The 23,732-nt window shown below is 61.1% G+C and carries 24 protein-coding genes; 10 read left to right on the forward strand and 14 right to left on the reverse strand.

The genetic code is table 11. The annotated features are described in order from the left end of the window. From pcaH to pcaD, 3 genes are read right to left on the reverse strand one after another with little or no spacing between them, the layout of a single operon-like run. A complete protein-coding gene (gene pcaH, locus AC4CWH_RS23685) occupies window positions 1–741 on the reverse strand; it encodes a protocatechuate 3,4-dioxygenase subunit beta (RefSeq protein ID WP_491285958.1) in 741 nt (246 codons plus the stop codon). Continuing rightward, window positions 738–1,157 (reverse strand): 4-carboxymuconolactone decarboxylase, encoded by a 420-nt coding sequence (pcaC, locus tag AC4CWH_RS23690; protein WP_491285956.1) that lies wholly within the window; start codon window positions 1,155–1,157, stop codon window positions 738–740. Before pcaC ends, pcaH begins: the two co-directional genes overlap by 4 nt. A 4-nt stretch (window positions 1,158–1,161) precedes the next feature. Then, entirely contained in the window at window positions 1,162–1,959 is a 798-nt protein-coding gene (gene pcaD / locus AC4CWH_RS23695) for a 3-oxoadipate enol-lactonase (protein ID WP_491321696.1), read from the reverse strand. Between the two features lie 90 nt (window positions 1,960–2,049). Between pcaD and pcaQ the strand changes: the two genes are divergently transcribed. Next, the gene (pcaQ, locus tag AC4CWH_RS23700; protein ID WP_491321697.1) at window positions 2,050–2,970 is read left to right on the forward strand and encodes a pca operon transcription factor PcaQ; all 921 of its coding nucleotides are present in this window, start codon (window positions 2,050–2,052) and stop codon (window positions 2,968–2,970) included. A gap of 242 nt (window positions 2,971–3,212) precedes the next feature. Continuing rightward, window positions 3,213–4,097, forward strand: coding sequence for a formyltetrahydrofolate deformylase (gene purU / locus AC4CWH_RS23705; protein WP_491322322.1), 885 nt, complete (start codon window positions 3,213–3,215; stop codon window positions 4,095–4,097). An 18-nt stretch (window positions 4,098–4,115) separates the two neighbouring features. Here purU and AC4CWH_RS23710 read toward each other — a convergent pair whose 3' ends face one another. The 8 genes from AC4CWH_RS23710 to araD1 all read right to left on the reverse strand — a co-directional run bounded on the left by AC4CWH_RS23710 (window position 4,116) and on the right by araD1 (window position 13,316). Then, window positions 4,116–4,814 (reverse strand): RES family NAD+ phosphorylase, encoded by a 699-nt coding sequence (locus tag AC4CWH_RS23710; protein ID WP_491321698.1) that lies wholly within the window; start codon window positions 4,812–4,814, stop codon window positions 4,116–4,118. Next, window positions 4,811–5,221 carry an antitoxin Xre-like helix-turn-helix domain-containing protein gene (locus AC4CWH_RS23715; protein WP_491321699.1) on the reverse strand — a complete coding sequence of 137 codons (411 nt, stop codon included), beginning with the start codon at window positions 5,219–5,221 and terminating at the stop codon, window positions 4,811–4,813. Before AC4CWH_RS23715 ends, AC4CWH_RS23710 begins: the two co-directional genes overlap by 4 nt. 168 nt (window positions 5,222–5,389) lie before the next feature. Then, window positions 5,390–6,580 (reverse strand): multiple monosaccharide ABC transporter permease, encoded by a 1,191-nt coding sequence (gene mmsB, locus AC4CWH_RS23720; protein WP_491321700.1) that lies wholly within the window; start codon window positions 6,578–6,580, stop codon window positions 5,390–5,392. Further along, a complete protein-coding gene (mmsA, locus tag AC4CWH_RS23725) occupies window positions 6,577–8,142 on the reverse strand; it encodes a multiple monosaccharide ABC transporter ATP-binding protein (protein WP_491285942.1) in 1,566 nt (521 codons plus the stop codon). The genes mmsB and mmsA overlap by 4 nt, the downstream gene beginning before the upstream one ends. 63 nt (window positions 8,143–8,205) lie before the next feature. Then, the gene (gene chvE, locus AC4CWH_RS23730; protein WP_491285941.1) at window positions 8,206–9,270 is read right to left on the reverse strand and encodes a multiple monosaccharide ABC transporter substrate-binding protein; all 1,065 of its coding nucleotides are present in this window, start codon (window positions 9,268–9,270) and stop codon (window positions 8,206–8,208) included. 236 nt (window positions 9,271–9,506) lie between these two features. After that, entirely contained in the window at window positions 9,507–11,339 is a 1,833-nt protein-coding gene (locus AC4CWH_RS23735) for an IlvD/Edd family dehydratase (protein WP_491285939.1), read from the reverse strand. A gap of 49 nt (window positions 11,340–11,388) precedes the next feature. Next, window positions 11,389–12,324, reverse strand: coding sequence for a Gfo/Idh/MocA family protein (locus AC4CWH_RS23740; protein WP_491321701.1), 936 nt, complete (start codon window positions 12,322–12,324; stop codon window positions 11,389–11,391). A gap of 2 nt (window positions 12,325–12,326) precedes the next feature. Continuing rightward, on the reverse strand, window positions 12,327–13,316 hold the full coding sequence (gene araD1 / locus AC4CWH_RS23745) for an AraD1 family protein (RefSeq protein ID WP_491321702.1): 990 nt from the start codon (window positions 13,314–13,316) through the stop codon (window positions 12,327–12,329). A gap of 315 nt (window positions 13,317–13,631) precedes the next feature. On the opposite strand from araD1, the gene ytfQ reads away from it, so the two are divergent. The 7 genes from ytfQ to AC4CWH_RS23780 all read left to right on the forward strand — a co-directional run bounded on the left by ytfQ (window position 13,632) and on the right by AC4CWH_RS23780 (window position 20,496). Continuing rightward, on the forward strand, window positions 13,632–14,591 hold the full coding sequence (ytfQ, locus tag AC4CWH_RS23750) for a galactofuranose ABC transporter, galactofuranose-binding protein YtfQ (protein WP_491321703.1): 960 nt from the start codon (window positions 13,632–13,634) through the stop codon (window positions 14,589–14,591). Window positions 14,592–14,772: 181 nt separating this feature from the next. After that, window positions 14,773–16,299, forward strand: a complete 1,527-nt coding sequence (locus AC4CWH_RS23755) for a sugar ABC transporter ATP-binding protein (RefSeq protein ID WP_491321704.1) — start codon at window positions 14,773–14,775, stop codon at window positions 16,297–16,299. Window positions 16,300–16,313: 14 nt separating this feature from the next. Further along, the gene (locus tag AC4CWH_RS23760) at window positions 16,314–17,417 is read left to right on the forward strand and encodes an ABC transporter permease (RefSeq protein ID WP_491322323.1); all 1,104 of its coding nucleotides are present in this window, start codon (window positions 16,314–16,316) and stop codon (window positions 17,415–17,417) included. Beyond that, window positions 17,414–18,415 (forward strand): galactofuranose ABC transporter, permease protein YjfF, encoded by a 1,002-nt coding sequence (gene yjfF, locus AC4CWH_RS23765; protein ID WP_491321705.1) that lies wholly within the window; start codon window positions 17,414–17,416, stop codon window positions 18,413–18,415. The genes AC4CWH_RS23760 and yjfF overlap by 4 nt, the downstream gene beginning before the upstream one ends. Next, window positions 18,402–19,154 (forward strand): FadR/GntR family transcriptional regulator, encoded by a 753-nt coding sequence (locus tag AC4CWH_RS23770; protein WP_491285925.1) that lies wholly within the window; start codon window positions 18,402–18,404, stop codon window positions 19,152–19,154. Before yjfF ends, AC4CWH_RS23770 begins: the two co-directional genes overlap by 14 nt. A 127-nt stretch (window positions 19,155–19,281) precedes the next feature. Continuing rightward, the gene (locus AC4CWH_RS23775) at window positions 19,282–19,431 is read left to right on the forward strand and encodes a hypothetical protein (protein ID WP_491321706.1); all 150 of its coding nucleotides are present in this window, start codon (window positions 19,282–19,284) and stop codon (window positions 19,429–19,431) included. Window positions 19,432–19,473: 42 nt separating this feature from the next. Continuing rightward, on the forward strand, window positions 19,474–20,496 hold the full coding sequence (locus tag AC4CWH_RS23780; protein WP_491321707.1) for an SDR family oxidoreductase: 1,023 nt from the start codon (window positions 19,474–19,476) through the stop codon (window positions 20,494–20,496). Between the two features lie 90 nt (window positions 20,497–20,586). Here AC4CWH_RS23780 and AC4CWH_RS23785 read toward each other — a convergent pair whose 3' ends face one another. The 3 genes from AC4CWH_RS23785 to AC4CWH_RS23795 form a co-directional block, all read right to left on the reverse strand. Then, window positions 20,587–21,387 carry an SDR family NAD(P)-dependent oxidoreductase gene (locus tag AC4CWH_RS23785; protein WP_491321708.1) on the reverse strand — a complete coding sequence of 267 codons (801 nt, stop codon included), beginning with the start codon at window positions 21,385–21,387 and terminating at the stop codon, window positions 20,587–20,589. Between the two features lie 137 nt (window positions 21,388–21,524). Continuing rightward, entirely contained in the window at window positions 21,525–22,694 is a 1,170-nt protein-coding gene (locus AC4CWH_RS23790; RefSeq protein ID WP_491321709.1) for a zinc-dependent alcohol dehydrogenase, read from the reverse strand. 121 nt (window positions 22,695–22,815) lie between these two features. After that, window positions 22,816–23,085: a PilZ domain-containing protein gene (locus tag AC4CWH_RS23795; RefSeq protein WP_491285915.1), complete on the reverse strand. Its 270-nt coding sequence runs from the start codon at window positions 23,083–23,085 to the stop codon at window positions 22,816–22,818. Window positions 23,086–23,275: 190 nt separating this feature from the next. On the opposite strand from AC4CWH_RS23795, the gene AC4CWH_RS23800 reads away from it, so the two are divergent. Further along, window positions 23,276–23,668, forward strand: a complete 393-nt coding sequence (locus AC4CWH_RS23800; RefSeq protein WP_491322324.1) for a response regulator — start codon at window positions 23,276–23,278, stop codon at window positions 23,666–23,668. Window positions 23,669–23,732: the final 64 nt, after the last annotated feature.

Raw genomic sequence — 23,732 nt, forward strand, 5'->3', positions numbered from 1 at the left:
TCAGTTGCCCTCCTTGCGGTTTTCAAAGAAGGTCGAGCGGCGACCGCGCAGCACGATATCGAACTTGTAGGCGCGCATGTCCATCGGCACGGTATTGCTCATGTCGAGCGGCGCGACAAGGCGCTTGATGGCTTCCTCGTCCGGGATCGTTTTGACGATGGGACAAATCCAGATCAGCGGATCGCCCTCGAAATACATCTGGGTGATCAGGCGCTGGGCAAAGCCGTGGCCAAAGATGGAGAAATGGATATGCGCCGGGCGCCAGTCGTTGACGCCGTTTGGCCAGGGATAGGCGCCGGGCTTGATGGTGCGGAAGGCATAATAACCGTTCTCATCCGTGATGCAGCGGCCAAAGCCGCCGAAATTTGGATCAAGCGCTGCCAGATAGGTTTCCTTCTTGTGGCGATAGCGGCCGCCGGCATTGGCCTGCCAGAATTCCACCAGCGCGCCGGCAACACCCACGCCCCGCTCGTCCAGCACCCGGCCATGCACCATGATGCGCTGGCCGATGGCCATCTCGCCGGGCTTTGCGTAATTGACGATGAGATCGTTGTCGAACTCACCGATCATGTTGTGGCCGAACACCGGTCCGGTGATCTCGCTCTTGGTGCCGTCCAGAGAGATCAGGGCACGCTGGGGCGCGCGCAGCACTGATGTCTTGTATCCCGGCGTATAGGCTGGCGGATGCATTTCGCGGTTACGGGCGAAAAATCCGCCTGTTTCAGGCAGTGCATTCTTCATTTCGTCTCCTCCTCGGCGTGGTTCACCGCTTGCCCTTCGGCATAGACTGATTTTGCGATCTTGAAGGCATGGTTGGCTGCCGGTACGCCGGCATAGATGGCAACATGAAGAAGCGCCTCGCGGATATCCTCCTCGGTTGCCCCGGTATTCGCCGTGGCACGAATATGCATCGCCACCTCCTCGTCCTGGCCGAGGGCGGCAAGAAGCGCGATGGTAACAATCGACCGCTCGCGCTTGGTAAAATGGGGTCTGGACCACACGGTGCCCCAGGCACCTTCGGTGATCATTTCCTGAAACGGCTGGTCAAACGGCGTCTCATGGGCGCTTGCCCGGTCGACATGGGCATTGCCCAGCACGGCGCGGCGCGTGGCCATGCCCTGGCGGTAACGGTCGGTGCGGGGCGTCTGGTCGGCCATCAAGTCAGTCTCCGGAAAGATCCGCGACAAAGCCGCGAAGAAGGGCAAGGAAAAGGTCGGGCGTCTCCACGCAGGGAATGTGGGCCGCACCGGGAATGGTTTCAAAACGGGCGCCGGGCACCAGATCGGCAAGCGAGCGCACGAGGTCCGGCGGCGTCGAGCCATCCTCGGCGCCCACCACGCAGAGTGTCGGCACGGCAATGGTGCGGGCAACCTGGGTGAAATCGGCATCGCGGATAGCCGCGCAGGTGCCGGCATAACCTTCCGCCGGCTGGCGCTCCAGCATGGTACAATAACCCTGGTAATCGGCATTGTCTGCGACGCGATACGGTGCTGTGAACCAGCGCGTCATGATCGGTTCGAGAATGCTGCCGATGCCGTTTTCGCGAACCGCTGCGATGCGGGCCGCCCAGAATTCGGCGGTGCCGATCTTGTGGGCGGTATCGGCAAACAGGATGGCGCGCACCAGGTCCGGGCGCGTCTCATAGAGCGAAAGGGCAATCAGCCCGCCGACAGACAGCCCGCAGACGATGACGTTGGAAAGCCCGTAATGATCGAGCAGGCCGGCAAGGTCGCCGGAGAAATCCTCGATGCGATACGGCGGCTGACCGAGATCGGAAAGCCCATGGCCGCGCTTGTCAAACGTGAGAAGGGTAAAATCACCGGCAAGATCGTCAACCACGGCATCCCAGATGCGACGGTCGGTGCCCAATGAATTGATGAAAACGATCGCCGGCTTGCCGCTGCCAAGGCCATGCACGTCGTGGCTCAGCACCACGTCACCGATCCGAAGAAATTTCATTGCATCATCCTCCGCAGGTTTTATTGCATCCACAAAATGGTTAGGTAAAATGACATTTAAGCCCCCCAAACCTAACCGATGAGTTATGAATTGATCGGATCTCGCGTCAAGTATCGCCATCTTCATACATTCGTGGAAGTCGCCCGGCAGAAAAGCGTGGTGAAGGCGGCAGAAAGCCTCAACATCAGCCAGCCGGCGGTGACGAAAACCATCCGCGAGCTGGAGGAGGTTTTAGGCGTTGCGCTGTTTGAGCGCGACGGGCGCGGCATTCGCATCACCCGGCCCGGAGAGGTGTTTCTGCGCCATGCGGCAGCCTCCCTGACGGCGCTTCGCCAGGGCGTTGATTCGGTGTCGCAGGAGCTTCTGGACAATGTGCCGCCGGTGCGCATCGGGGCGCTACCAACGGTCTCCACACGTATCATGCCGCGCGCCATGGCGCTGTTTCTGGAGGAGCGGACGCTGAGCCGCATCAAGATCGTCACCGGTGAAAATGCGGTTCTGCTGGAACAGTTGCGCGTCGGCGAACTGGATCTCGTCGTCGGGCGGCTGGCCGCACCTGAAAAGATGACCGGCTTTTCCTTCGAACATCTCTATTCCGAACAGGTGCTGTTTACTGTGCGCGCCGGTCATCCGCTGTTGTCGGAGGGGTCTGTTTTCCAGGGGCTTGCCGCTTATCCGGTGCTGATGCCGACGCGCGGTTCGATCATCCGGCCATTTGTCGAGCAGTTCCTCATTGCAAACGGCGTCGGTGCGCTTCCGACACAGGTGGAAACCGTGTCGGACGCCTTTGGCCGCGCTTTCGTGCGTCAGAGTGATGCGATCTGGATCATTTCAAGCGGCGTGGTGGCCGGCGATATCGAGGCTGGAATGCTGGCAGCCCTGCCGATCGACACGAGCGAGACGAAGGGGCCCGTCGGCCTGACACTGCGCACCGATGCGCCGCCATCGCTGCCGCTCTCCATCCTCATCCAGACGATCCGGCAGGCCGCACGCGAGGTCTTGCCGGTTTGACGCCGGGATCTTGCCGGGATGTTTTGCCCTTCGCTTTTACGCATGCCGGTATCGCAAACCGATGCACATCGCTCTGCACCATCCGCTAGGTGTTGAGCGGTGGCTTTGCCGGCGATCAAGACTTGATATCTGGCGCATCTGGGCTATTGCGGCAGCACGGCATTTTGCATGGGGCGCGGAGAAGGCATCCGGCCCGCACAGGACATACCAGGCCCCTTCGGGCCAAGCGGAGAACAATGACGATGAAGAGTTATGTGCTGACGGTTTCCTGCCCCACCTCGCGCGGCATCGTGGCAGCGCTGTCCGGTTATCTCGCCGACAAGGGCTGCAATATCGTCGATTCCTCGCAATTCGATGATTTCGACACGCAGAAATTTTTCATGCGCATCTCCTTCATCTCGGAAGAAGGGGCAGGCCGCGAGGCGCTCCTGTCGGGTCTTGCGCCGATCATCCAGAAATTTTCCATGGATGCGGATATTTTCGATGCCGCCGAGCGCATGAAAGTGCTGCTGATGGTGTCGCGTTTCGGCCATTGCCTGAACGACCTTCTCTACCGCTGGAAGATCGGCGCGCTGCCGATCGATATCGTCGGTGTCGTCTCCAACCATTTCGAATACCAGAAGGTCATCGTCAACCACGACATCCCCTTCCACCACATCAAGGTGACGAAGGAAAACAAACCAGAGGCGGAAGCCCGGCTGATGGATGTGGTGGAGCAGACCGGCACGGAACTGATCGTGCTTGCGCGCTACATGCAGGTGCTGTCGGACCCGCTTTGCCAAAAAATGTCTGGCCGCATCATCAACATCCACCACTCCTTCCTGCCAAGCTTCAAGGGCGCCAACCCCTACAAGCAGGCCTATGAGCGCGGCGTAAAGCTGATTGGCGCGACGGCCCATTACGTGACCGCGGATCTCGACGAAGGCCCGATCATCGAGCAGGACACGGTGCGCGTGACACATGCGCAGTCGCCCGACGATTATGTCTCGATGGGCCGCGACGTGGAAGCGCAGGTTCTGGCCCGCGCCGTCCACGCCCATATCCACCACCGCACCTTCATCAACGGCAACCGCACAATCGTCTTCCCGCCAAGCCCGGGAAGTTATGCCTCGGAGCGGATGGGGTGAGCGGGGGACGGCGGCCAATCAGACGACCGCCAGAACCTTTCCCGTGTCGTATTGCCTGACATAATCCACCCGGTCGCCGTTCCAGTGATAGCTGTAATGGCGACCTTGCATGGGGATCGGGATGACATCCGGCCATAAGAGGCCGATGCATTGACCCTGAGGCCAGCGAATGCTCTGCCATAACAGGCCATCGCTGCCGGCTGCCCGGCGCAGCCTCCCCTCGACCTGTGATGCGGCGTAATCATCGGGGTCCAAAACATCGGGAACGGCGTTCACATCATCAAGCACATGGGAAATGCTGCCGGTCAGGACGCGAAAATCAGATGTCCAGCCGGGCGCTTCGCGTGTTGCGGCCATAAAGCGGGCGTGGTGGTGAATGGTTTCGGCCAGCGCCACCTCTTCCCGATTGCCGGCATAATAAATACCGTAGCTGCCATCGGTAAAGCGGCCGGGCCGAAGCGGTGAGCAATGCACGAAGGGTGCCATCAGCAGGCTTGCCCCCGGCCCTGCAACCCGGCGGTGTGCCGGCACCTTTCCAAGATCGCCGACTTCCATGCGGATGCGCGGATTTGTTCTCGCTTCCACGGCCGCCAGAAGATCCCAGTCGCGTGGATCGGCGATATCTTCAAACAGGTCGATGGGCGGATGGATGGAGCGGATGATACGAAAGGTCTGCGGCCAATCGACCAGGCGCGCAACGGCACCTGCCTGCGTCATGCGCCGCGTTCCGCATCAAGCCAGCCACGCAGGGCCGCAAGATCTTCCAGTTCGCCACGCAGCATCAGGTCGAGCGCGCTGCCCCCCCCGAAGGCATCATTGCTGTGCCTGATCCAGGCATAGCCACGCGCCGGATCCTTGAACAGATAGCGCAGGCCCTTGTGAATACCCATCAGATGCGCCATGCGCGTCCGCAGATCGCGGTCCATGCGGCCGATATCGCCCTCTTTCCAGCGCGCCCAGGTTCGCGATGACAAGCCGCCGAGCAGGGTCGAGGCCTGCGCATCGGAAAGGCCCCAGGCCTTGAAAAGGTTGACCGTGGTGCGTGCCAGTGCAAGAGCCTCCGCATCGGTGATGACGGTTGCCTCTTCCTGGGAGGTTGGACGTTCGAGGATCTGGAACTGCATGGATGTACCTCTATCTGGCATAAATGTAATCATAATCTGCCAAATGGCAAGTCATGCATCGTGCCTTTGCGCCATCCCGCCGCCGACTATGCCCTCCCTTCCAACAAAAAAAAGCCGCGAACTCCTGGCGGAATTCGCGGCTCGAGCAGGTCGCAATGCTTGGGAGGATCAACGACGCTGGTTGTAGACGTCCACGCAGACGGCGCCGAGCAGAACGAGGCCCTTGATGACCTGCTGGTAATCGATGCCGATGCCGAGAATGGACATGCCGTTGTTCATGACACCCATCAGGAAGGCGCCGATGACGGCACCGGTGACCTTGCCAACGCCGCCGTAGGCCGAGGCGCCGCCGATGAAGCAGGCCGCGATGACATCAAGCTCGAAGCCGGAACCGGCCTTCGGGGTGGCGCTGTTCAAGCGAGCGGCAACCACGAGGCCACCGAGCGCTGCCAGAACGCCCATGTTGACGAAGGTGAAGAAGGTCAGCCGTGCCGTCTTGATGCCGGATAGTTCAGCGGCGCGAATGTTGCCGCCGACGGCATAGATCTGGCGACCGATGATCGTGCGGTTGGTGAAGAAACCATAACCGGCAATCAGAATGGCCATGATGATCAGCACGTTGGGCATGCCGCGATGCGAGGCGATCAGGTAAGCGAGGTAGCCGATGGCTGCGAGAACGACAATGTTCTTTCCGACGAAGAAGCCGAAGGGCTCGCTTTCGACGCCATGCGACTGGCGACGGGCGCGGCTGCGGATGTTCTGCCAGACGAGCAGCAGGGCGACCGCCAGGCCGAGCAACAACGACGTGATGTAGAGGCCGCCTTCCGAGGCAATGAACTCCGGAATGAAGCCGGAGGAAAGCTTCTGGAACGTCGGGTCGAACGGGCCGATGGAGCGCCCGCTGAGGACTGCGATCATGAAGCCGCGGAAGACAAGCATGCCGGCCAGCGTCACGATGAAGGACGGTATCTTGAAATAGGCGACGAAATAACCCTGCACGGCGCCGATGACACCGCCGATGATGAGGCAGATGATGCTCGCCGTGACGAAGTCAAAATTGTACTGCACCATCATCATCGCCGCCACCGCGCCGACAAAACCGGCAACCGAGCCGACCGACAGGTCGATATGGCCGGTGACGATGATCATCAGCATGCCGAGCGCCATGATGACGATATAGCTGTTCTGCAGGATGATGTTCGTGAGGTTCAGCGGCTTCAGGAGAATACCGCCGGTGGCGACCTGGAAGAACAGGACGATCACCACGAGCGACAGCAGCATGCCGTAGTCGCGCAGGTTGTCTTTCAGGAAGGCGGCGGTGGACTGCCGGACGGGGACTGTGGTCTCGGGCGTGCTCATTCTTCTCTCCCCTTGCGGCGCATGATGGCGCGCATGATGTTCTCCTGGGTGGCGCCTTCGCCGGCGACTTCGCCGACAAATTCGCCCTCATGCATGACCATGATGCGATCGCAGATGCCGATCAGCTCGGGCATTTCAGAGGAGATCACCACGACCGCTTTTCCAGCGTCCGCGAGTTCGTTGATGATGGAATAGATTTCATACTTGGCGCCGACATCGATGCCGCGGGTCGGCTCGTCGAGGATCAGCAGATCCGGATTGGTAAACAGCCATTTCGACAGGACAACCTTCTGCTGGTTGCCGCCCGAGAGCTTTCCCGTTTCCTGATAGACATTGTGGCTGCGGATACGCATGCGGGCGCGAAATTCCTGGGCCACCTTCATCTCGGAAATATCGTCGATGACATTGCGGCGCGAGACGCCCGGCAGGTTGGCAAGCGAGATGTTCTTGCGAATGTCTTCGCCAAGGATGAGGCCAAGATGCTTGCGGTCTTCCGTGACATAGGCAAGGCCCGCATCGATGGCGCGGTTGACGTTGGATACGTCCACTTCCTTGCCATGCATGCGCACGGTGCCGGTAATGTTGCGGCCCCAGGAGCGGCCGAAGACGCTCATGGCAAATTCCGTGCGACCGGCGCCCATCAGGCCGGAGATGCCGACGACTTCGCCTGCACGCACCGAGATGGAGACGTTCTTGACGACCCGACGCCCGGCATGCTGCGGATGATCGACGCACCAGTTTTCGACTTCGAAGATGAGCTTGCCGATCTTCGGCTCGCGCTTGGGGTAGCGGCTTTCCAGATCGCGATCGACCATCTTGCGGATGATTTCGTCTTCCTCGATGACGCCGGCGTGGCAATCCATCGTATCGACGGTGCGTCCGTCGCGCAGCACCGTGATGCGGTCGGCGACTTCGGAGATTTCGTTCAGCTTGTGGCTGATGAGGATCGAGGTGATACCCTGGTTGCGAAACTCCTTGAGGAGTTCCAGAAGGGCGGCACTATCGGTTTCATTGAGCGAGGCGGTTGGTTCGTCGAGGATGAGCAGGCGCACGTCCTTCGACAGCGCCTTGGCGATTTCCACCAGCTGCTGCTTGCCGACGCCGAGATTGGTGATCAGCTGGTCGGGCATTTCGCGCGACAGGCCGACCTTGGCCAGAAGCGCCTTTGTGCGCTCATGCACGGCGGAGCGGTCGATGACACCGAAACGCGACGGCGCATTGGCGAGAAAGATGTTCTCGGCGATCGACATCAGCGGGATCAGCGCCAGTTCCTGGTGAATGATGATGATGCCGAGGGCTTCGGTATCGTTGATGTTGCGGAAGTTGCGTTCCACGCCATCATAAAGAATGGATCCTTCATAGGATCCGTGCGGATAGACACCCGACAGAACCTTCATGAGGGTCGACTTGCCGGCGCCATTTTCGCCGACCAGCGCGTGGATTTCGCCCTCGCGCACGGTAAAACTGACGTCTGACAGCGCCTTGACCGCACCGAAGGACTTGGAGATGCCGCGCATTTCCAGAATCGGGGTGCGTTCGGCCGCAGGGACGGGATCGAGCATGCCATCTTCTCCGATGGGGAACGGAAGAGTGCGGCGGCTTGTGGCCGCCGCACCGGTTCAGACTTACTTGAGCTGGGCTTCGGTGTAGTAACCGGAACCGATCAGGACTTCTTTCCAGTTGGTCTTGTCGACGGCAACCGGCTTCAGCAGGTAGGACGGAACGACCTTCTTGCCGTTGTCATAGGTCTTGGTGTCGTTGACGGTCGGCTCCTTGCCGGTCATGACGGCGTCAACCATGTCGACGGTAACCTTGGCCAGTTCGCGCGTATCCTTGAAGATCGTCGAATACTGTTCGCCGGCAATGATCGACTTGACGGACGGTACTTCAGCGTCCTGACCCGAAACGAACGGCATGGCCTGACCGCCGGAACCGTAGCCGACGCCCTTCAGCGACGACAGGATGCCGATGGAGATACCGTCATAAGGCGACAGAACAGCGTTCAGCTTCTTGTCGTTGTAGTAGGCAGACAGGATGGCGTCCATACGAGCCTGGGCGGTTGCACCGTCCCAACGCAGCGTGGAAACCTTGTCCATGCCAACCTGGCCGGAACCGACGACGAGGGTGCCCTTGTCGATGAGCGGCTGCAGCACGCTCATGGCACCGTTGTAGAAGAAGAAGGCGTTGTTATCGTCCGGCGAACCGCCGAACAGTTCGATGTTGAACGGACCCTTCTCGGTGTCGGCCTTCAGAGCCTTGACGAGCGTGGTGGCCTGGAGAACGCCGACCTGGAAGTTGTCGAAGGTCGCGTAGTAGCTGACATTCGGCGTGTCGCGGATCAGGCGGTCATAGGCGATGACCTGGATCTTCTGGTCTGCAGCCTGCTGCAGAACGTCCGACAGGGTGGTGCCGTCGATGGCTGCGATCACCAGAACCTTGGCACCCTTGGTGATCATGTTCTCGATCTGGGAGAGCTGGTTCGGAATGTCGTCTTCTGCGTACTGCAGGTCGACGGTGTAGCCGCGGTCCTTCAGAACCTTGACCATGTTGTCGCCGTCGGCGATCCAGCGGGCCGAGGACTTGGTCGGCATGGCCACGCCAACGGTGCCCTTGTCGGCAGCGCCGGCCGGAGCCGCGATGGCCATGGCTGCAAACATGGCAGCCGTGGTGAGGTACTTCATCAGTTTCATAAGTTACTCCTCCTGAACGACGGGTCTCCCTTCGAGCCCGTCTTAGCCCCCGTGGGCGACGCGTGCCGCCCACTCGTTATTCAAAAAGCTTTTCCGCAGTCCCGCCCGGCGGGGTGCCGGATGGTGCCTTGGGGCGCTCGGGTTAAGACCACGATTGCCCGCTGGCACCAAAGAGAACTGCTGCAAGGGATGCGACCGCACAATGTCGGCCCCCTTGCATGAGGAACAGCGCTTCCTCAGTGGTTGTCGCGCGGAATACCTTCCGTCTGCGCGATCCGCTGATACTTGACGGCGGGTTCGAGAACCGCGCCGGTTTCCATCTGACCGACGATACCGCGCTGGATTTCCTGCCACGGTGTCTGGTGCTTGGGATATTTGTAGCCGCCTGCGGCCTGAAGTTCGGCGTGACGCGCGGCCAGCTCTTCGGCCGAGATCAGGATGTCCGCCTTGCCCTGGCCAACGTCGATGCGCACACGGTCACCGGTCTTCAGGATGGCAAGGCCACCGCCGGCGGCCGCTTCCGGCGACGCGTTGAGGATCGACGGGCTGCCCGATGTGCCCGACTGGCGGCCGTCACCGATGCAGGGAAGCGAGGTGATACCGCGGTTGAGCAGGTAGTTCGGCGCGCGCATGTTGACGACTTCGGCGGCACCCGGATAACCGATGGGGCCTGCGCCGCGCATGAAGAGAACCGTGTTCTCGTCGATTTCCAGCGACGGATCGTCGATGCGGTGATGGTAATCTTCCGGACCGTCGAACACCACGGCGCGGCCTTCGAAGGCCTCCAGATCGTTCGGGTTCGACAGGTAACGGTCGCGGAACTCCTTGGAGATCACGCTCGTCTTCATGATGGCGGACGAGAAGAGGTTGCCGCGCAGCACGCGGAAGCCGGCATGCGCCTTCAGCGGCTGGTCGTATGGACGGATGACCTTTTCGTCTTCGATGACGGCGCCGCGGCAGTTGTCGCCGATGGTCTTGCCGTTGACCGTCATGGCATCCTCATGGATGAGGCCCTTGGTCATCAGCTGGTTTACGACCGCGGGAACGCCACCGGCATGGTAATAATCCTCGCCGAGATATTCGCCCGCCGGCTGCAGGTTGACGAGCAGCGGGATTTCTTCGCCATAGGTCTGCCAGTCATCGACGGTCAGTTCGATGCCGAGATGGCGGGCAAGGCCGTTCAGATGGATCGGTGCATTGGTGGAGCCGCCGATGGCCGAGTTGACGCGGATGGCGTTGATGAAGGCTTCCTTCGTCATGATGTCGGACGGCTTCAGGTCTTCGCGAACCATGTCGACGATGCGAAGGCCGGTCAGGTAGGAGATTTCCTGGCGGTCGCGATAAGGTGCGGGAATGGCGGCCGAGCCCGGAAGCTGCATGCCGAGTGCTTCGGCAAGCGAGTTCATCGTGGTCGCCGTGCCCATCGTGTTGCAATAACCGGTGGACGGAGCAGACGAGGCAACCAGCTTGACGAAGCCGGCGTAATCGATTTCGCCCTTGGCCAGAAGCTCGCGGGCCTTCCAGACGATGGTGCCCGAACCGGTGCGTTCGCCGCGGAACCAGCCGTTCAGCATCGGGCCGACGGACAGAGCGATGGCCGGAATATTGACGGTGGCCGCCGCCATAAGACAGGCCGGCGTGGTCTTGTCGCAGCCGATGGTGAGCACAACGCCATCGAGCGGATAACCGTAGAGCACTTCCACGAGGCCGAGATAGGCAAGGTTACGGTCAAGGCCGGCTGTCGGGCGCTTGCCGGTTTCCTGGATCGGATGCACCGGAAACTCGATCGCGATGCCACCGGCTTCGCGAATGCCTTCGCGCAGGCGGTTTGCCAGTTCCAGGTGGTGACGGTTGCACGGCGACAGGTCAGAGCCCGTCTGCGCGATGCCGATGATCGGGCGATCCGACTGAAGCTCGGCCTGGCTGAGGCCGAAGTTCATGTAGCGCTCCAGATACAGCGCCGTCATGTCGGCATTGTCGGGATTGTCGAACCAGGCGCGCGAGCGGAGCTTGCGGTTTTCACCGGCCTTGGCGACAGCGGTGGCGATCGGGTTGTCCGAATTGCTCATGATCTTCTTCTTCTGCGAAAGGCGTTAAAAGGTGCGGCCGGCCTTGCGGTCAGTCTTCGAAAGCATCCACCACATGGCGGCGGCCCAGCATGAAGGCATCGGCCACGTGGACGAGAGGCGAGAAATCCGTGTCCGACTGGCCTGTTGTTACCAGAGTAACGAAATGCCTGTAAAGATTGCGGTACTCGCGGTCGTCCTCGACAATCTGGGCTTCGCCGTCAACAAACAGGCGGCTGCCGCCGTGCGTCAGTACAACCGGGCCCTCTTCCGTCTCGACGAGGATGTCCCAGGTCTGCGGGCCGGTCTGGCGCCAGTCGAATTCTGCCGTCAGCGCAAGACCGCTTGCCGACTGGAAGGTGAGGTTTGCCGCAATCGGGGCGGCGCGGTTTGCCGGGAAGGACAGGTCGGAGGCTTCCAGGTGGAAGGGTTCCGGCATGATACGGGTGACGATGGAGAGCGCATTGATGCCCGGATCGAACACGCCAAGGCCGCCCGGCTCCCAGATCCAGTCCTGGCCGGGGTGCCAGTGGCGCACGTCTTCTTTCCACTCCACGTGGAGGGAGCGCAGCGTGCGCTCGGAAAGCAGCTTGCGAGCCGGCTCCACAGCGGCGGCCTCGCGGGAATGCCATGTGGCGTAAAGTGTGACGCCCTGCTTCTTGGCCAGTTCGTCGAGCGCAAAAACTTCGGCAATCGTGGCGCCCGGCGGCTTTTCCAGCATCACATGCTTGCCGGCGAGAAGGGCGGCGCGCGCCTGCGCAAAACGCCCCTGCGGCGGGGTGCAGAGCGAGATAGCGTCCACCTCGACGCCAGACGCCAGAAGCGCCTCGATGTCGGCAAAACAGTGGATGTTTTCCAGCTTGGCATTGCGGCTGGCAACGGCCACCAGATCAATGCCGTCGGTCGCCTCGATGGCACCGAGATGCTGGTCGCGGGCGATCTTTCCAAGGCCGACAATGGCAAGGCGGATGGAGGACATTTTCACCACCCTTAAAGCTTGGCGATGCTGACGGGGGCGTCAGCGGCGACTGCGAGACGGTTGACAAGCGTCAACTTGAAGGGGGCCGCCGAAATCTCGAACTGATCGCCGGGCTCGGTCTTGATGCCCTCGGAGAAGGAGAGCGTCGCCGTGCCGAAGAAATGCACGTGAAGATCACCCGGGCGGCGGAACAGTTCGTACTTGAAGTTATGGTGTTCCAGGTTGGCGATCGTGTGCGACATGTTCGCTTCGCCAGACAGGAACGGCTTTTCGAAGATCACTTCGCCGCCACGGCGCACCAGCGAGGTGCCTTCAACATGATCCGGCAGGTCGCCGACCAGAAGTTCGGGCCCGAGTGCTGCTTCGCGCAGCTTGGAATGGGCAAGCCAGAGGTAATTGCCCTTTTCCGTCACGTGGTCGGAAAATTCGTTGGCAAGGCAGAAGCCAAGGCGGAAAGGCGTACCGTCAGGGCCGATGAGATAGATGCCGGCGAGTTCGGGTTCTTCGCCGCCATCCAGCGCGAAGGCCGGAGAGACGAGATCGTCGCCGGTTGCCTTCAGCTGCGAGCCGTCGCCCTTATAGAACCATTCCGGCTGCACGCCTGCCTCGCCGTCTTTCGGCTTGCCGCCTTCGACGCCCATCAGGAACATGCGCATCGAATCGGTCGGCTTTTCCTCGGACTGGGCAGCCTTGTGCATCTTGTCGCGGCCATCGGCGGAACCAAGATGGGTGAGGCCCGTGCCGGCCACGATGAAATGGGCGGGATCTGAATGGGTGATCGGCAGGCCAAGGCGCTTTTCAGTGGCGGCAGCTTCCAGATCCACCACGGCGCCCTTTTCCAGTCCGGCAAGGGCTTCGGCAAAGGTCTGGCCGGCGGCAATGGCCTTCTGGGCCAGTTCATAGGTCGATGATACGCCTTCGACGATCCGGGCATCGCCCTCGCCATCCCAAGCGACAACGCGCAACTGCCCACCGACGGTGACCTGCAAAAGTCTCAACATGTTCTTACGCACCCATTCAACGCGTGCGGCACGGCAGACCTGCCATGCCCTCCTCCCGCGTCGGGCGACGCGGCTGTGTGATTAATATGACTATTTAACCGCAATGCCTGTTGTCAAGCAGCCAACTGCGGTTTCCCTGCGCTGCACAACAACAATGCACTGCAATAATTTCGAGCGGACTGCACGAATTATATCGTTGTAATTGCCAGGGGTGTCACATTTTTTTGCGTTACCGTTAAAATTGCACTTTTCAAAAGTAATATAATATGATCAGTTCGCCTCGTTCATAACTGCATCATCTCTGGGAGGAACTAGATGAGACAGGTACTTGCGACGATCGCCGTCGCCTTCACTCTTTCTTTGGCATCGAGCGTTTCGGCGCAATCTTTGACGGTCGGCTTCTCGCAGATCGGGTCGGAATCCGGCTGGCGCGCCGCTGAGACGACGGTGACCAAGCAGGAAGCGGAAAAGCGTGGCATCACACTGAAATTCGCCGATGCACAGCAGAAGCAGGAAAACCAGATCAAGGCCGTGCGCGGCTTTATCGCTCAGGGCGTCGATGCCATCCTGATCGCGCCGGTTGTGGCCACCGGCTGGGATGCGGTTCTGAAGGAAGCCAAGGAAGAAAAGATCCCGGTCATTCTGCTCGATCGCCAGATCGATGCGCCCGACAGCCTTTATCTCACCGCCGTCACGTCCGACCAGGTGCATGAAGGCAAGGTTGCCGGCGACTGGCTGGTAAAGGATGTCGGGGCCAAGGACTGCAAAGTGGTCGAGCTTCAGGGCACCACCGGCTCCTCGCCCGCCATCAACCGCAAGAAGGGCTTTGAAGAAGCCATCGCTTCGCACGCCAATATCAAGATCGTGCGCTCGCAGACGGGTGATTTCACCCGTACCAAGGGCAAGGAAGTGATGGAAAGCTTCATCAAGGCCGAAGGCGGCGGCAAGGGCATCTGTGCTGTCTACGCGCATAACGACGACATGGCCGTCGGCGCCATCCAGGCGATCAAGGAAGCCGGCCTGAAGCCGGGCACCGATATCAAGGTGGTCTCCATCGACGCCGTTCCGGATATCTTCAAGGCCATGGCCGCCGGCGAAGCCAATGCGACCGTGGAACTGACCCCCAACATGGCCGGCCCCGCTTTCGAGATCCTTGCAACCTATCTCAAGGACAAGAAGGAACCCAAGAAGTGGGTGCAGACCGAATCGAAGCTCTACACGGCCAAGGATGACCCGATGAAGGTCTATGAAGCCAAGAAGGGCCTCGGTTACTAAGCCGGAAGCGGCGCGGTCCAGGGGCCGCGCCACAGGGAAAAGGCAAGGCCGTGCCGGATCAGGGCGGCCTTGCTGCACCCGGGCGATGGAAGGCGCAACCGCTTGCGCCACCGTCCGCCCTCTCCCGTAAAGCGTCCGGAACCCGTCTTTTCCGGAGCGCAAGCGTCGCGGAATGTCAGACATGTCCAGCCAGATCCCCCTTCTCGAAGCCCGCAATATCGGCAAGAGCTTTCTTGGTATTGCAGCCCTCGATGGCGTTGATTTCACCCTCCAGCGCGGCGAGATCCATGCGCTGCTCGGCGAAAACGGTGCGGGAAAATCCACGCTCATCAAGATCCTGACCGGTGTTTACCGTCGCGACCGCGGCAGTATCCAGCTCGAAGGCTCGGAAATCCTGCCGGAAACGGTGGCTGATGCCCAGGCGCTCGGCATCGGCACCGTCTATCAGGAGGTGAACCTTCTCGAAAACCTCACGGTTGCCGAAAATCTCTATCTTGGCCGCCAGCCGCGCCGCTTCGGTCTTCTCGACCGCAAGGCGATGACGGCCGGTGCCAGAACGCTTCTGTCGCGCTACGGCCTCGATATCGATGTGAACGCGCTGCTCTCCAGTTATTCGGTGGCGGTCCGCCAGATCGTGGCGATTGCACGCGCCGTCGATCTCTCCGGCAAGGTCTTGATCCTCGATGAACCGACGGCAAGCCTTGATGGTCATGAGGTGGAGATGCTGTTTACAGTTCTGCGCCAGTTAAAGGCCGAAGGGCTTGGCATCGTCATCATCACGCATTTTCTCGCGCAGGTCTATGCGGTGGCCGACCGCGCAACCGTGCTGCGCAACGGGCGGCTCGTCGGCAGCCGCGCGCTGGAAGGCCTGCCGCGCATGGACTTGATTTCGATGATGCTTGGCCGCGAGCTTCTGGAAATCGAAAACGATCACGCCGCAGACCATGCCGTGACCACGCCTGCGGGCGATGCGCCGATCCGGTTCGAACAGTATGGACGGCGCGGCAGCGTGGCCCCGTTCGACCTTTCGATCCGCCCCGGCGAAGTCGTGGGCATTGCCGGTCTCCTGGGCTCCGGCCGCAGCGAGACCGCCTTCCTGATGTTCGGCATCGACCGGGCAGACAGCGGACAGGCGCTGATCGACGGGAAACCGGTGCAGCTTTCGTCGCCGCAGGCGGCGATTGCAAACGGCTTTGGCTTCTGTCCCGAAGAGCGCAAGACGGATGGCATTATCGGCGAGTTTTCCGTGGCGGAAAACATTGCCCTTGCGCTGCAGGCGCGCGACGGCTGGGCACGCCCCATGTCTGCAAAGAAGCAAAGAGCGCTTGCGCAGGAGTTCATTCGGTCGCTCGATATCCGGCCGCCGGATCCTGACCGTCCGATCAAGTTTTTATCCGGTGGCAACCAGCAGAAGGCCATTCTTGCCCGCTGGCTGGTGACCGAACCGCGCCTGCTGATCCTCGACGAGCCGACGCGCGGCATCGATATCGGCGCGCATGCGGAAATCCTCAAGATGATCGAGAAACTGTGCCGGGAAGGCATGGCGCTGGTGGTGATCTCCTCCGAGCTTGAGGAACTGACCGCCGTTGCCCATCGCGTCATCGTTTTGTCCGACCGCGCCCATGTGGCGGAACTGAAGGGGGCGGACGTGACGGCCGACAATATCATGCGCGCCATTGCAGCCCCTGCAACGACGGAGGCCGCGTGATGCAGACCACGCTGATGTCAGGGGCAATCACGCGCAAACTGCGACGCCTTGCCCCTCAGCTTGCCGCCCTTTTTGCCATCCTTGCCCTGATTACCGCGATTTCGCCCGGTTTTTTGAGCGTCACCGTGCAGAACGGCAGGCTTTATGGCAGCCTGATCGACGTTCTGGTGCGCGCCGCCCCCGTGGCGCTGTTGACCATCGGCATGACGCTGGTGATTGCCACGCGCGGCATCGACCTGTCGATCGGCGCGGTCATTGCGATTTGCGGGGCGGTTGCGGCAAGCCTTGTGGCGGACGGTTATCCATTGGTCGCCGTTCTTGTCGCCGTTACCGCCGTCGGCCTGGTCTGCGGCCTGTGGAATGCCGTGCTGGTTGCCTTCCTCGATATTCAGCCGATCATTGCAACGCTCATCCTGATGGTGGCCGGGCGGGGGATTGCCCAGCTCATCACCGAAGGCGTCATCCTCACTTTCAACAATGACGATTTTGCCGTGATCGGGTCCGGCGCGCTCGGCGGCATTCCGGTGCCGGTGCTGCTGTGGCTTGCGGCAGGCCTGCTCGTCGGGCTTCTGGTTCGCCGCACGGCGCTTGGTTTTCTCATCGAGGCAACCGGCATCAACCGGCGGGCCGCGATGCTGGCGGGCGTCCAGGCGCGTTTCTTGCTGATTTTCGTTTATGCGGTGTCCGGCGTCATGGCAGCCCTTGCCGGCCTCATCATCACCGCCGATATTCGCGGCGCCGACGCCAACAATGCCGGCCTCTGGCTGGAACTCGACGCCATCCTTGCCGTCGTCATCGGCGGCACGTCGCTGAACGGCGGACGCTTTTCCATCACCGCCTCGCTTATCGGCGCGCTCATCATCCAGTCGATCAATACCGGCATTCTCGTCTCCGGCTTTCCGCCGGAGTTCAACCTCATCATCAAGGCGAGCATCATCATCGTCGTGCTGACGCTGCAATCGCCGGCACTCGGCTTTATCGCCGGTTTCTTCCGTCCCCCGGGTGCCGGCCAGCCGATCGGCACGGCATCCGGTGACACCCGCGCGGCTGACAAGGCCGGCACGACCCGCACCGATCGCACGGCCACGAGCCTTTCCACGGGAGAGCGCGCATCATGAAGAACGCCCGTAACCTGCCATTTCTGGCCACGCTCATCGTGTTTCTCGTGGCCTACGGGCTCTGCACCCTGCAGTTCCCCAACATGTTCTCGACGCGGGTGATTGCCAACCTCCTGTCCGACAACGCCTTTCTCGGCATCGTCGCGGTTGGCATGACCTTCGTTATCCTGTCGGGTGGTATCGATCTCTCCGTCGGCTCGGTCATAGCCTTCACCAGCGTGTTCGTGGCCGTGCTTGTCGGCTCGCTTGGTTTGCATCCCCTGACCGCCTTCGTGCTGGCGCTGGTGCTCTCCACGCTGTTTGGGGCGGGCATGGGGCTGATGATCCGCTATCTGTCCATACCGCCCTTCGTCGTCACGCTTGCCGGCATGTTTCTGGCGCGCGGCGCGGCCTATCTCGTCTCCACCCAGTCGGTGCCGATCACGCATCCCTTCTTCGAGACCATCCAGGGATTGTACCTGCGCCTGCCCGGCGGCGGGCGGCTGACAGCCATGGCCATGCTGATGCTGGCAGTGTTTGCCGTGGGCGCGCTGGTGGCCAGCCGCACGCGCTTTGGCGCCAATGTCTATGCCCTTGGTGGCAATGAACAATCCGCAGCGCTGATGGGCGTGCCGGTTGGCCGCACGATTATCGGCATTTATGCCCTTTCAGGCTTCCTGTCGGGCTTGTCAGGCATTGCCTACACGATCTACACGTCGTCGGGTTATTCGCTGGCAACCGTTGGCATCGAACTGGACGCGATTGCTGCCGTGGTGATTGGCGGCACGCTTTTAACCGGCGGCACCGGGCTTGTGGCGGGAACGCTGGTCGGCATCCTCATCCAGGGGCTGATCCAGACCTATATCGTGTTTGACGGCACCCTGTCGTCATGGTGGACCAAGATCGTGATCGGCATCCTGTTGTTTGCCTTTATTGCGCTGCAGCGTGCTATCATCTGGTATTCGAACAGGCGCCTTGCGGACGGCGCATCAAGGGGAGAACTTCGTGGGGCTGCTTGAGACGACGATCACCGGCAAGAAGCGCGGCAGCAGCCACGCGCATGTGGTGGCGGAACTGGGGAGCGCCATCGTATCCGGAGCTATTGCGGAGGGCGAAATTCTGCCCGGCGACGCGGATCTGTCGCTGCGGTTCGGGGTGTCGCGCACCGTTTTGCGCGAGGCGATGAAGACGCTGGCCGCCAAGCGGCTGATCGAGCCGAAGGCCAAGGTTGGCACCCGTGTCCTGCCGCGTTCCAACTGGAATTTCTTCGATCCCGATGTTCTGGGCTGGCGCTGCGATGCGGGTATGGATCTCCTTTTCATCGAATATCTCGCTGAAATGCGCATGGCACTGGAGCCGGCAGCCGCCGCTGCTGCCGCAGAGCGCGCCACCAGCGACGACATCGTGGCGCTTTATGCGATCGCCGCCAGATTTGACGATATCCATCACACGCCGGAAACCATTGCCAAGGTGGATCTGGAATTCCACCTCGCCATTGCCCGCATATCCGGCAATCCCTTCATGCGCTCGGCAAGCGCGTTGATCGAGGCAGCCCTTGCGATCTCGTTTCGCCTGTCCTCGCCCGCCTCCTCGCCGGAAATGATTGACGAAGTCGCGACCAATCACCTGCGCATTGCCCACGCAATCGCATCCCGCGATCCGGAAAAGGCCGTGGCTGCCATGCGCCACGTCATCGATGTCGGCCGCGGTCGCATCCAGAAATCGTTCGACGGCGAAAAAGCCGCTTTGGTGGATTAAGAGGCCCGGCCTCGGCCTGGCTGCCGGTTTTTCCAGCCATGCTGCTTGCGGAACATTCCCCTGTTCAGCCGGTTCCGTTCTGAGGGCCAGCGCATCATGCTGCGCCAAGCCGATGAGGAACGACATCATGGAAGCGGAAAATCATAAGATCCAGGTCGAGCCATCCGAGGGCGACCGTGACACCATCGACCGCGAACTGAAGCGTCAGGACGAGAAGATGGCAAAGGTAAAGGCCGACAAGACGCGCGAACCGGAGACGGTACCCAAGCGCGATTGAGCGTCCCCTTCTGTCCTCCCAAATCAAATGATGGAGATGCCTGTGAAACAGGAGATTGCCGGGCGCGTGGTGGTGATCACCGGCGCATCGAGCGGTATTGGCGAAGCGACGGCCTATGCCTTTGCCCGACGCAAGGCGCGGCTGGTTCTGGCCGCCCGCGACAGGAAGGCGCTTGAAAAGGTTGCTTTTGCCTGCCGTCGCTACGGGGCCGAAGCGATTGTTGTGCCGACGGATGTGACCGATGCAGCCCAGGTGCGGGAGCTTGCCTCCCGTGCGCTCGCGATGGGGAGCGTTGATATATGGGTCTCCAATGTCGGTGTCGGCGCTGTCGGCAGCTTTGTCGAAACACCCGCAAGCGCCCATGAGCAGGTTATCCGCGCCAATCTTATCGGCCACATCAATGACGCGCATGCGGTGATGCCGATCTTCCTGCGCAAGGGACGCGGCATCTTCATCAACATGATTTCGCTCGGCGGTTTTGCGGCTGCCCCTTACGCTGCCGCCTATAGCGCGAGCAAGTTCGGGCTGCGCGGATTTTCAGAAGCGCTACGTGCGGAACTGTCGGAGTTTCCCAACATCCGGATCTGCGATATCTATCCGGCCATCATCGATACGCCCGGCCTGCGCCACGGCGCAAATTACACCGGCCGCCAGATCACCGCGCCGTCGCCCGTTTACGATGCACGACAGGTGGCAGATGCGATCGTTGCCACTGCCGAGACACCGCGCGATACGGTGCCGGTTGGTGGCGTTACGCATCTTGCGCGGCTCAGCCATTTTCTGTCACCAAAACTTACCGGCGCGATGATGGCCAAGGCCATGCGTCATTATTTCAGCCGCGCCGGCAAGGTTCCGGTGACCGACGGCAACCTGTTTGATCCACCTGCAACGGCGGGTGGCATCGATGGCGGCTTTCGAAAACAGGGCAGCCGCTCGCTCGACAGTGTCCTGACGATCGGTCTTGCGGCCGGTGCCGGTCTGCTCATCTTTGCGGCCGCCCGCAAGGGAGCGCAGGGCGGCTCGGTGCGGCTTCTCCCAGGAGCCAAGAAATTGCCAGGCCGCTGATGGCAAAAAGCCCGGCAGTCGGTGCCGGGCTTGGCGTCGAGGCGACGAATGTGCGGGGAGCTTTGCAACAAGCTCCCCGTTTTCTTGGCGTCAGCGTTTTTCTTCCAGCGGCTCGGCCATCTTGCGATGCGCCTTTGCGAGCGTTCCAGACGGCGTGACATTGGCAAGTGCCGATTGCAGCTTGTTCTTCCAGCCGGTCACCACGTCGCCTTCGCCGTCCAGCATCGCCTTGTAGCCGAGTTCGGCCACCATGGCGGGATCATCCTTCTTCATTTGGCCGAGGCGGGTATCCTGAAGTTCGGCGCGATCGAAGAATTCGGTATCGGTGGCACCGGGCATCAGACAGGTCACGGTCACGCCCGTATCCTTCAACTCCTCGCGCAGCGCCAAGGAGAAGCTGTTGATGAAGGCTTTCGTGCTGTTGTAGACGGCCTGGAAGCTGCCGGGCATGAAGCCGGCAATCGAGCCTGTCAGCAGGATGCGGCCCTCACCCCGGCGGCGCATGCGGTTGCCGATATCGTGGACGAGTGCGATCGTGCCAGAGACATTGGTATCGACAACGCGAAGTGCTGCCTGCAGATCCTCGTCAAGAAAGCCATGGCCGAGGCCGGATCCAGCATTCGCCATCAGCAGATCGACGGGACGTCCGCCAGAGGCGAGAGTGGCCGAAAGTTCGCGCACACCATCGGGCGTTGCAAGATCCACTTCCAGCGCCTGGACACTGGTGCCGAACTCCTTCAGCCGTTGCGCCGCTTCGTGGATCTCAGCCTCGTCTGCGGCGATGACCAGATCATAACCATCGCGCGCGGCGCATTTGGCAAGCTCGTAACCGATGCCGCTTGAGGCGCCGGTGATAACGGCAAGGCCCTTGCCGGTTTCCACAGGGTTCATGGGATGTCCTCCGTCAGGACGGAAAGTCGCGCGCTGGCGAAGATTTTCCGCATGGGGTGTAGGGGGTAAATGGGATCGTTGGAGGCCGCCATTGATCGCGACGGCCTCCCGTTCGTTCGGTTAAACGAGGCGCGCCATTACGGCTTCAGCACCACCTTGATGCAGCCGTCCTGCTTGTCGCGGAAGGTCTTGTAAAGCTCCGGGCCGTCCTCCAGCGTACCGCGATGGGTGATAACAAAGGAGGGATCGATCTGGCCTTCCACGATGCGTTGCATCAGATCCGGCAGGTAACGCTGCACCGGCGTCTGCGCCATGCGGAAGGTGAGGCCGCGGTTGATGGCAGAGCCCATCGGCATCTTGTCAACGAAGCCGCCATAAACGCCGACCACGGAGACGGTGCCGAAATTGCGGCAGCAATGCACGGCCTGGCGCAGCACATGCGGGCGATCCGTGCCCATGAAGGCTGCAACTTTGATGCGGTCCCAGCGGCTGTCGAGGCTGGCGGAAGCATCCGCTTCAGTGCCGACGGCATCGATACAGGCATCGGCGCCGCGACCGCCCGTCAGCTCCATGATTTCCTCATAGATATCATCTTCGAGGAAATCGAGCGTCAGGGCGCCGGAGGCCTGCGCCATGGCAAGGCGTTCCGGCACGGTATCGATGGCGATCACGCGTTCAGCGCCGAGCATGAAGGCGGATTTGATCGCCATCTGCCCGACAGGCCCGCAGCCCCAGATGGCAATCGTATCGCCCGGCTGGATGTTGCAAAATTCCGCGGCCATATAGCCGGTCGGAAAGATGTCGGAGAGGAACAGCACCTGTTCATCGGTTAACCCCTCCGGCACCTTGATCGGGCCAACATCGGCGTAGGGCACGCGCAGATATTCCGCCTGGCCACCGGCATAACCGCCGAGCAGGTGCGAATAACCGAACAGGCCCGCCGGCGAATTGCCCCAGAGTTTGGACACCTTGTCGCGATCCGGGTTGGAGCGCTCGCAGCCGGAGAAGAAACCGCGCTTGCAGAAGAAACACTCGCCGCAGGAAATGGTGAAAGGCACGACGACCCGGTCGCCAACCTTTAGCGCCTTGTTGTCTCGGCCAACCTCCACGACTTCGCCCATGGTTTCATGGCCCATCACGTCGCATTTGAGCATATCCGGCATCACGCCGTCATAAAGATGCAGGTCCGAGCCGCAGATGGCGCAGGCCGTGACCTTGATGATGGCATCACGGCCATCGAGGATCTTGGGATCATCGACGCTCTCGCAGCGAATATCGTGTTTTCCATGCCAGGTGAGTGCTTTCACGGCGGCGGTCTCCTTGCTTGTCTCAGGAGTGGGCCGAACCGGTCGCGGCAGGGATTGTTCCGATAAAGTCGGGCTGGGGTTGCGGCCTACCCTCCAAAGGGGGGCGGCCGGATCTATCGGGTCAGAGAAAATGCAAGCCGAGTTCGCGCAACTCGCGGCGTGCCACACGACATTCGCGGCGGCTGCCATCGGAAAACAGCAGCGTCAGGGTGTCTGGCACGGTCAGGGAGTTTTCCACGCTCACCCGGGCTCCAGTGGCTGAGATATCACGCATCAGGCCATTCATCGTGCTGCGCCCGGCATTAAAGGCAAGCCGAACCCCTTTTAGGACGCGCCGGCGTGGCGCGGGCATCTGGTCTTCCTGCATAGGGGGTCCGTTCGGGATCTGCATCGGCCATCTCTAACGCCGATGATTGGTCATGGCGACATCGATAGGAAATGAGGCTTTACCGAAGCTTAATCGGCCATTGTGGCCTGTTCCAGGCTGATGGAAATACACGCACAAACCCTTGAAATCGGGAGGTGCTGCCGCAGATATGCCCGCGGACGACGTGTTGCAGGAAAGTGAACTTCGCGTGGATATGCCCTCTCGCCATCCCCGGCCTTCCATCCTGGTGCTTGAAGACGACATGCTTCTTGCCATGGACATGGAAGACCACCTGGCAGACCGTGGTTATGTGATCAGCGGCCCTTACAGCCGCGTTGGTCAGGCCCTTGCCGATATTCCCCGGCTGAACCTCATCGGTGCCATCGTCGATCTCAACCTGAACGGCGAACTGTCCTTCCCGGTCATCGACTGTCTGAGGAAACACGGCATCCCCGTCATCGTGTGCAGTGGTTATGCGGAACTGCCGGAGTTGAAGGCACGGCTTGGCGCTGTGCCGCTGATGCCAAAGCCGTGGAACCCCGACGCGCTGGACGACATGATTGCGCAGACCTTCACCCGGGAAACGGGAAAACGGCGCCGGGGCTGAAATTACCGCCTGATGCTTCCGGCAAATTCAGCCGCCGCCTTGCCGCAGCGACGGCCCCAAGCCA

Source organism: Neorhizobium sp. PAMB6716, from assembly GCF_058242805.1.

What these genes read in the sequence shown, in the direction of transcription:
- pcaH (WP_491285958.1), bottom strand. Translation starts at nt 741, where the DNA reads ATGAAGAATGCACTGCCTGAAACAGGCGGATTTTTCGCCCGTAACCGC.
- pcaC (WP_491285956.1), bottom strand. Translation starts at nt 1,157, where the DNA reads ATGGCCGACCAGACGCCCCGCACCGACCGTTACCGCCAGGGCATGGCC.
- pcaD (WP_491321696.1), bottom strand. Translation starts at nt 1,959, where the DNA reads ATGAAATTTCTTCGGATCGGTGACGTGGTGCTGAGCCACGACGTGCAT.
- purU (WP_491322322.1), top strand. Translation starts at nt 3,213, where the DNA reads ATGAAGAGTTATGTGCTGACGGTTTCCTGCCCCACCTCGCGCGGCATC.
- AC4CWH_RS23710 (WP_491321698.1), bottom strand. Translation starts at nt 4,814, where the DNA reads ATGACGCAGGCAGGTGCCGTTGCGCGCCTGGTCGATTGGCCGCAGACC.
- AC4CWH_RS23715 (WP_491321699.1), bottom strand. Translation starts at nt 5,221, where the DNA reads ATGCAGTTCCAGATCCTCGAACGTCCAACCTCCCAGGAAGAGGCAACC.
- mmsB (WP_491321700.1), bottom strand. Translation starts at nt 6,580, where the DNA reads ATGAGCACGCCCGAGACCACAGTCCCCGTCCGGCAGTCCACCGCCGCC.
- mmsA (WP_491285942.1), bottom strand. Translation starts at nt 8,142, where the DNA reads ATGCTCGATCCCGTCCCTGCGGCCGAACGCACCCCGATTCTGGAAATG.
- chvE (WP_491285941.1), bottom strand. Translation starts at nt 9,270, where the DNA reads ATGAAACTGATGAAGTACCTCACCACGGCTGCCATGTTTGCAGCCATG.
- AC4CWH_RS23735 (WP_491285939.1), bottom strand. Translation starts at nt 11,339, where the DNA reads ATGAGCAATTCGGACAACCCGATCGCCACCGCTGTCGCCAAGGCCGGT.
- araD1 (WP_491321702.1), bottom strand. Translation starts at nt 13,316, where the DNA reads ATGTTGAGACTTTTGCAGGTCACCGTCGGTGGGCAGTTGCGCGTTGTC.
- ytfQ (WP_491321703.1), top strand. Translation starts at nt 13,632, where the DNA reads ATGAGACAGGTACTTGCGACGATCGCCGTCGCCTTCACTCTTTCTTTG.
- AC4CWH_RS23755 (WP_491321704.1), top strand. Translation starts at nt 14,773, where the DNA reads ATGTCCAGCCAGATCCCCCTTCTCGAAGCCCGCAATATCGGCAAGAGC.
- AC4CWH_RS23760 (WP_491322323.1), top strand. Translation starts at nt 16,314, where the DNA reads ATGTCAGGGGCAATCACGCGCAAACTGCGACGCCTTGCCCCTCAGCTT.
- yjfF (WP_491321705.1), top strand. Translation starts at nt 17,414, where the DNA reads ATGAAGAACGCCCGTAACCTGCCATTTCTGGCCACGCTCATCGTGTTT.
- AC4CWH_RS23775 (WP_491321706.1), top strand. Translation starts at nt 19,282, where the DNA reads ATGGAAGCGGAAAATCATAAGATCCAGGTCGAGCCATCCGAGGGCGAC.
- AC4CWH_RS23785 (WP_491321708.1), bottom strand. Translation starts at nt 21,387, where the DNA reads ATGAACCCTGTGGAAACCGGCAAGGGCCTTGCCGTTATCACCGGCGCC.
- AC4CWH_RS23795 (WP_491285915.1), bottom strand. Translation starts at nt 23,085, where the DNA reads ATGCAGATCCCGAACGGACCCCCTATGCAGGAAGACCAGATGCCCGCG.
- AC4CWH_RS23800 (WP_491322324.1), top strand. Translation starts at nt 23,276, where the DNA reads ATGCCCTCTCGCCATCCCCGGCCTTCCATCCTGGTGCTTGAAGACGAC.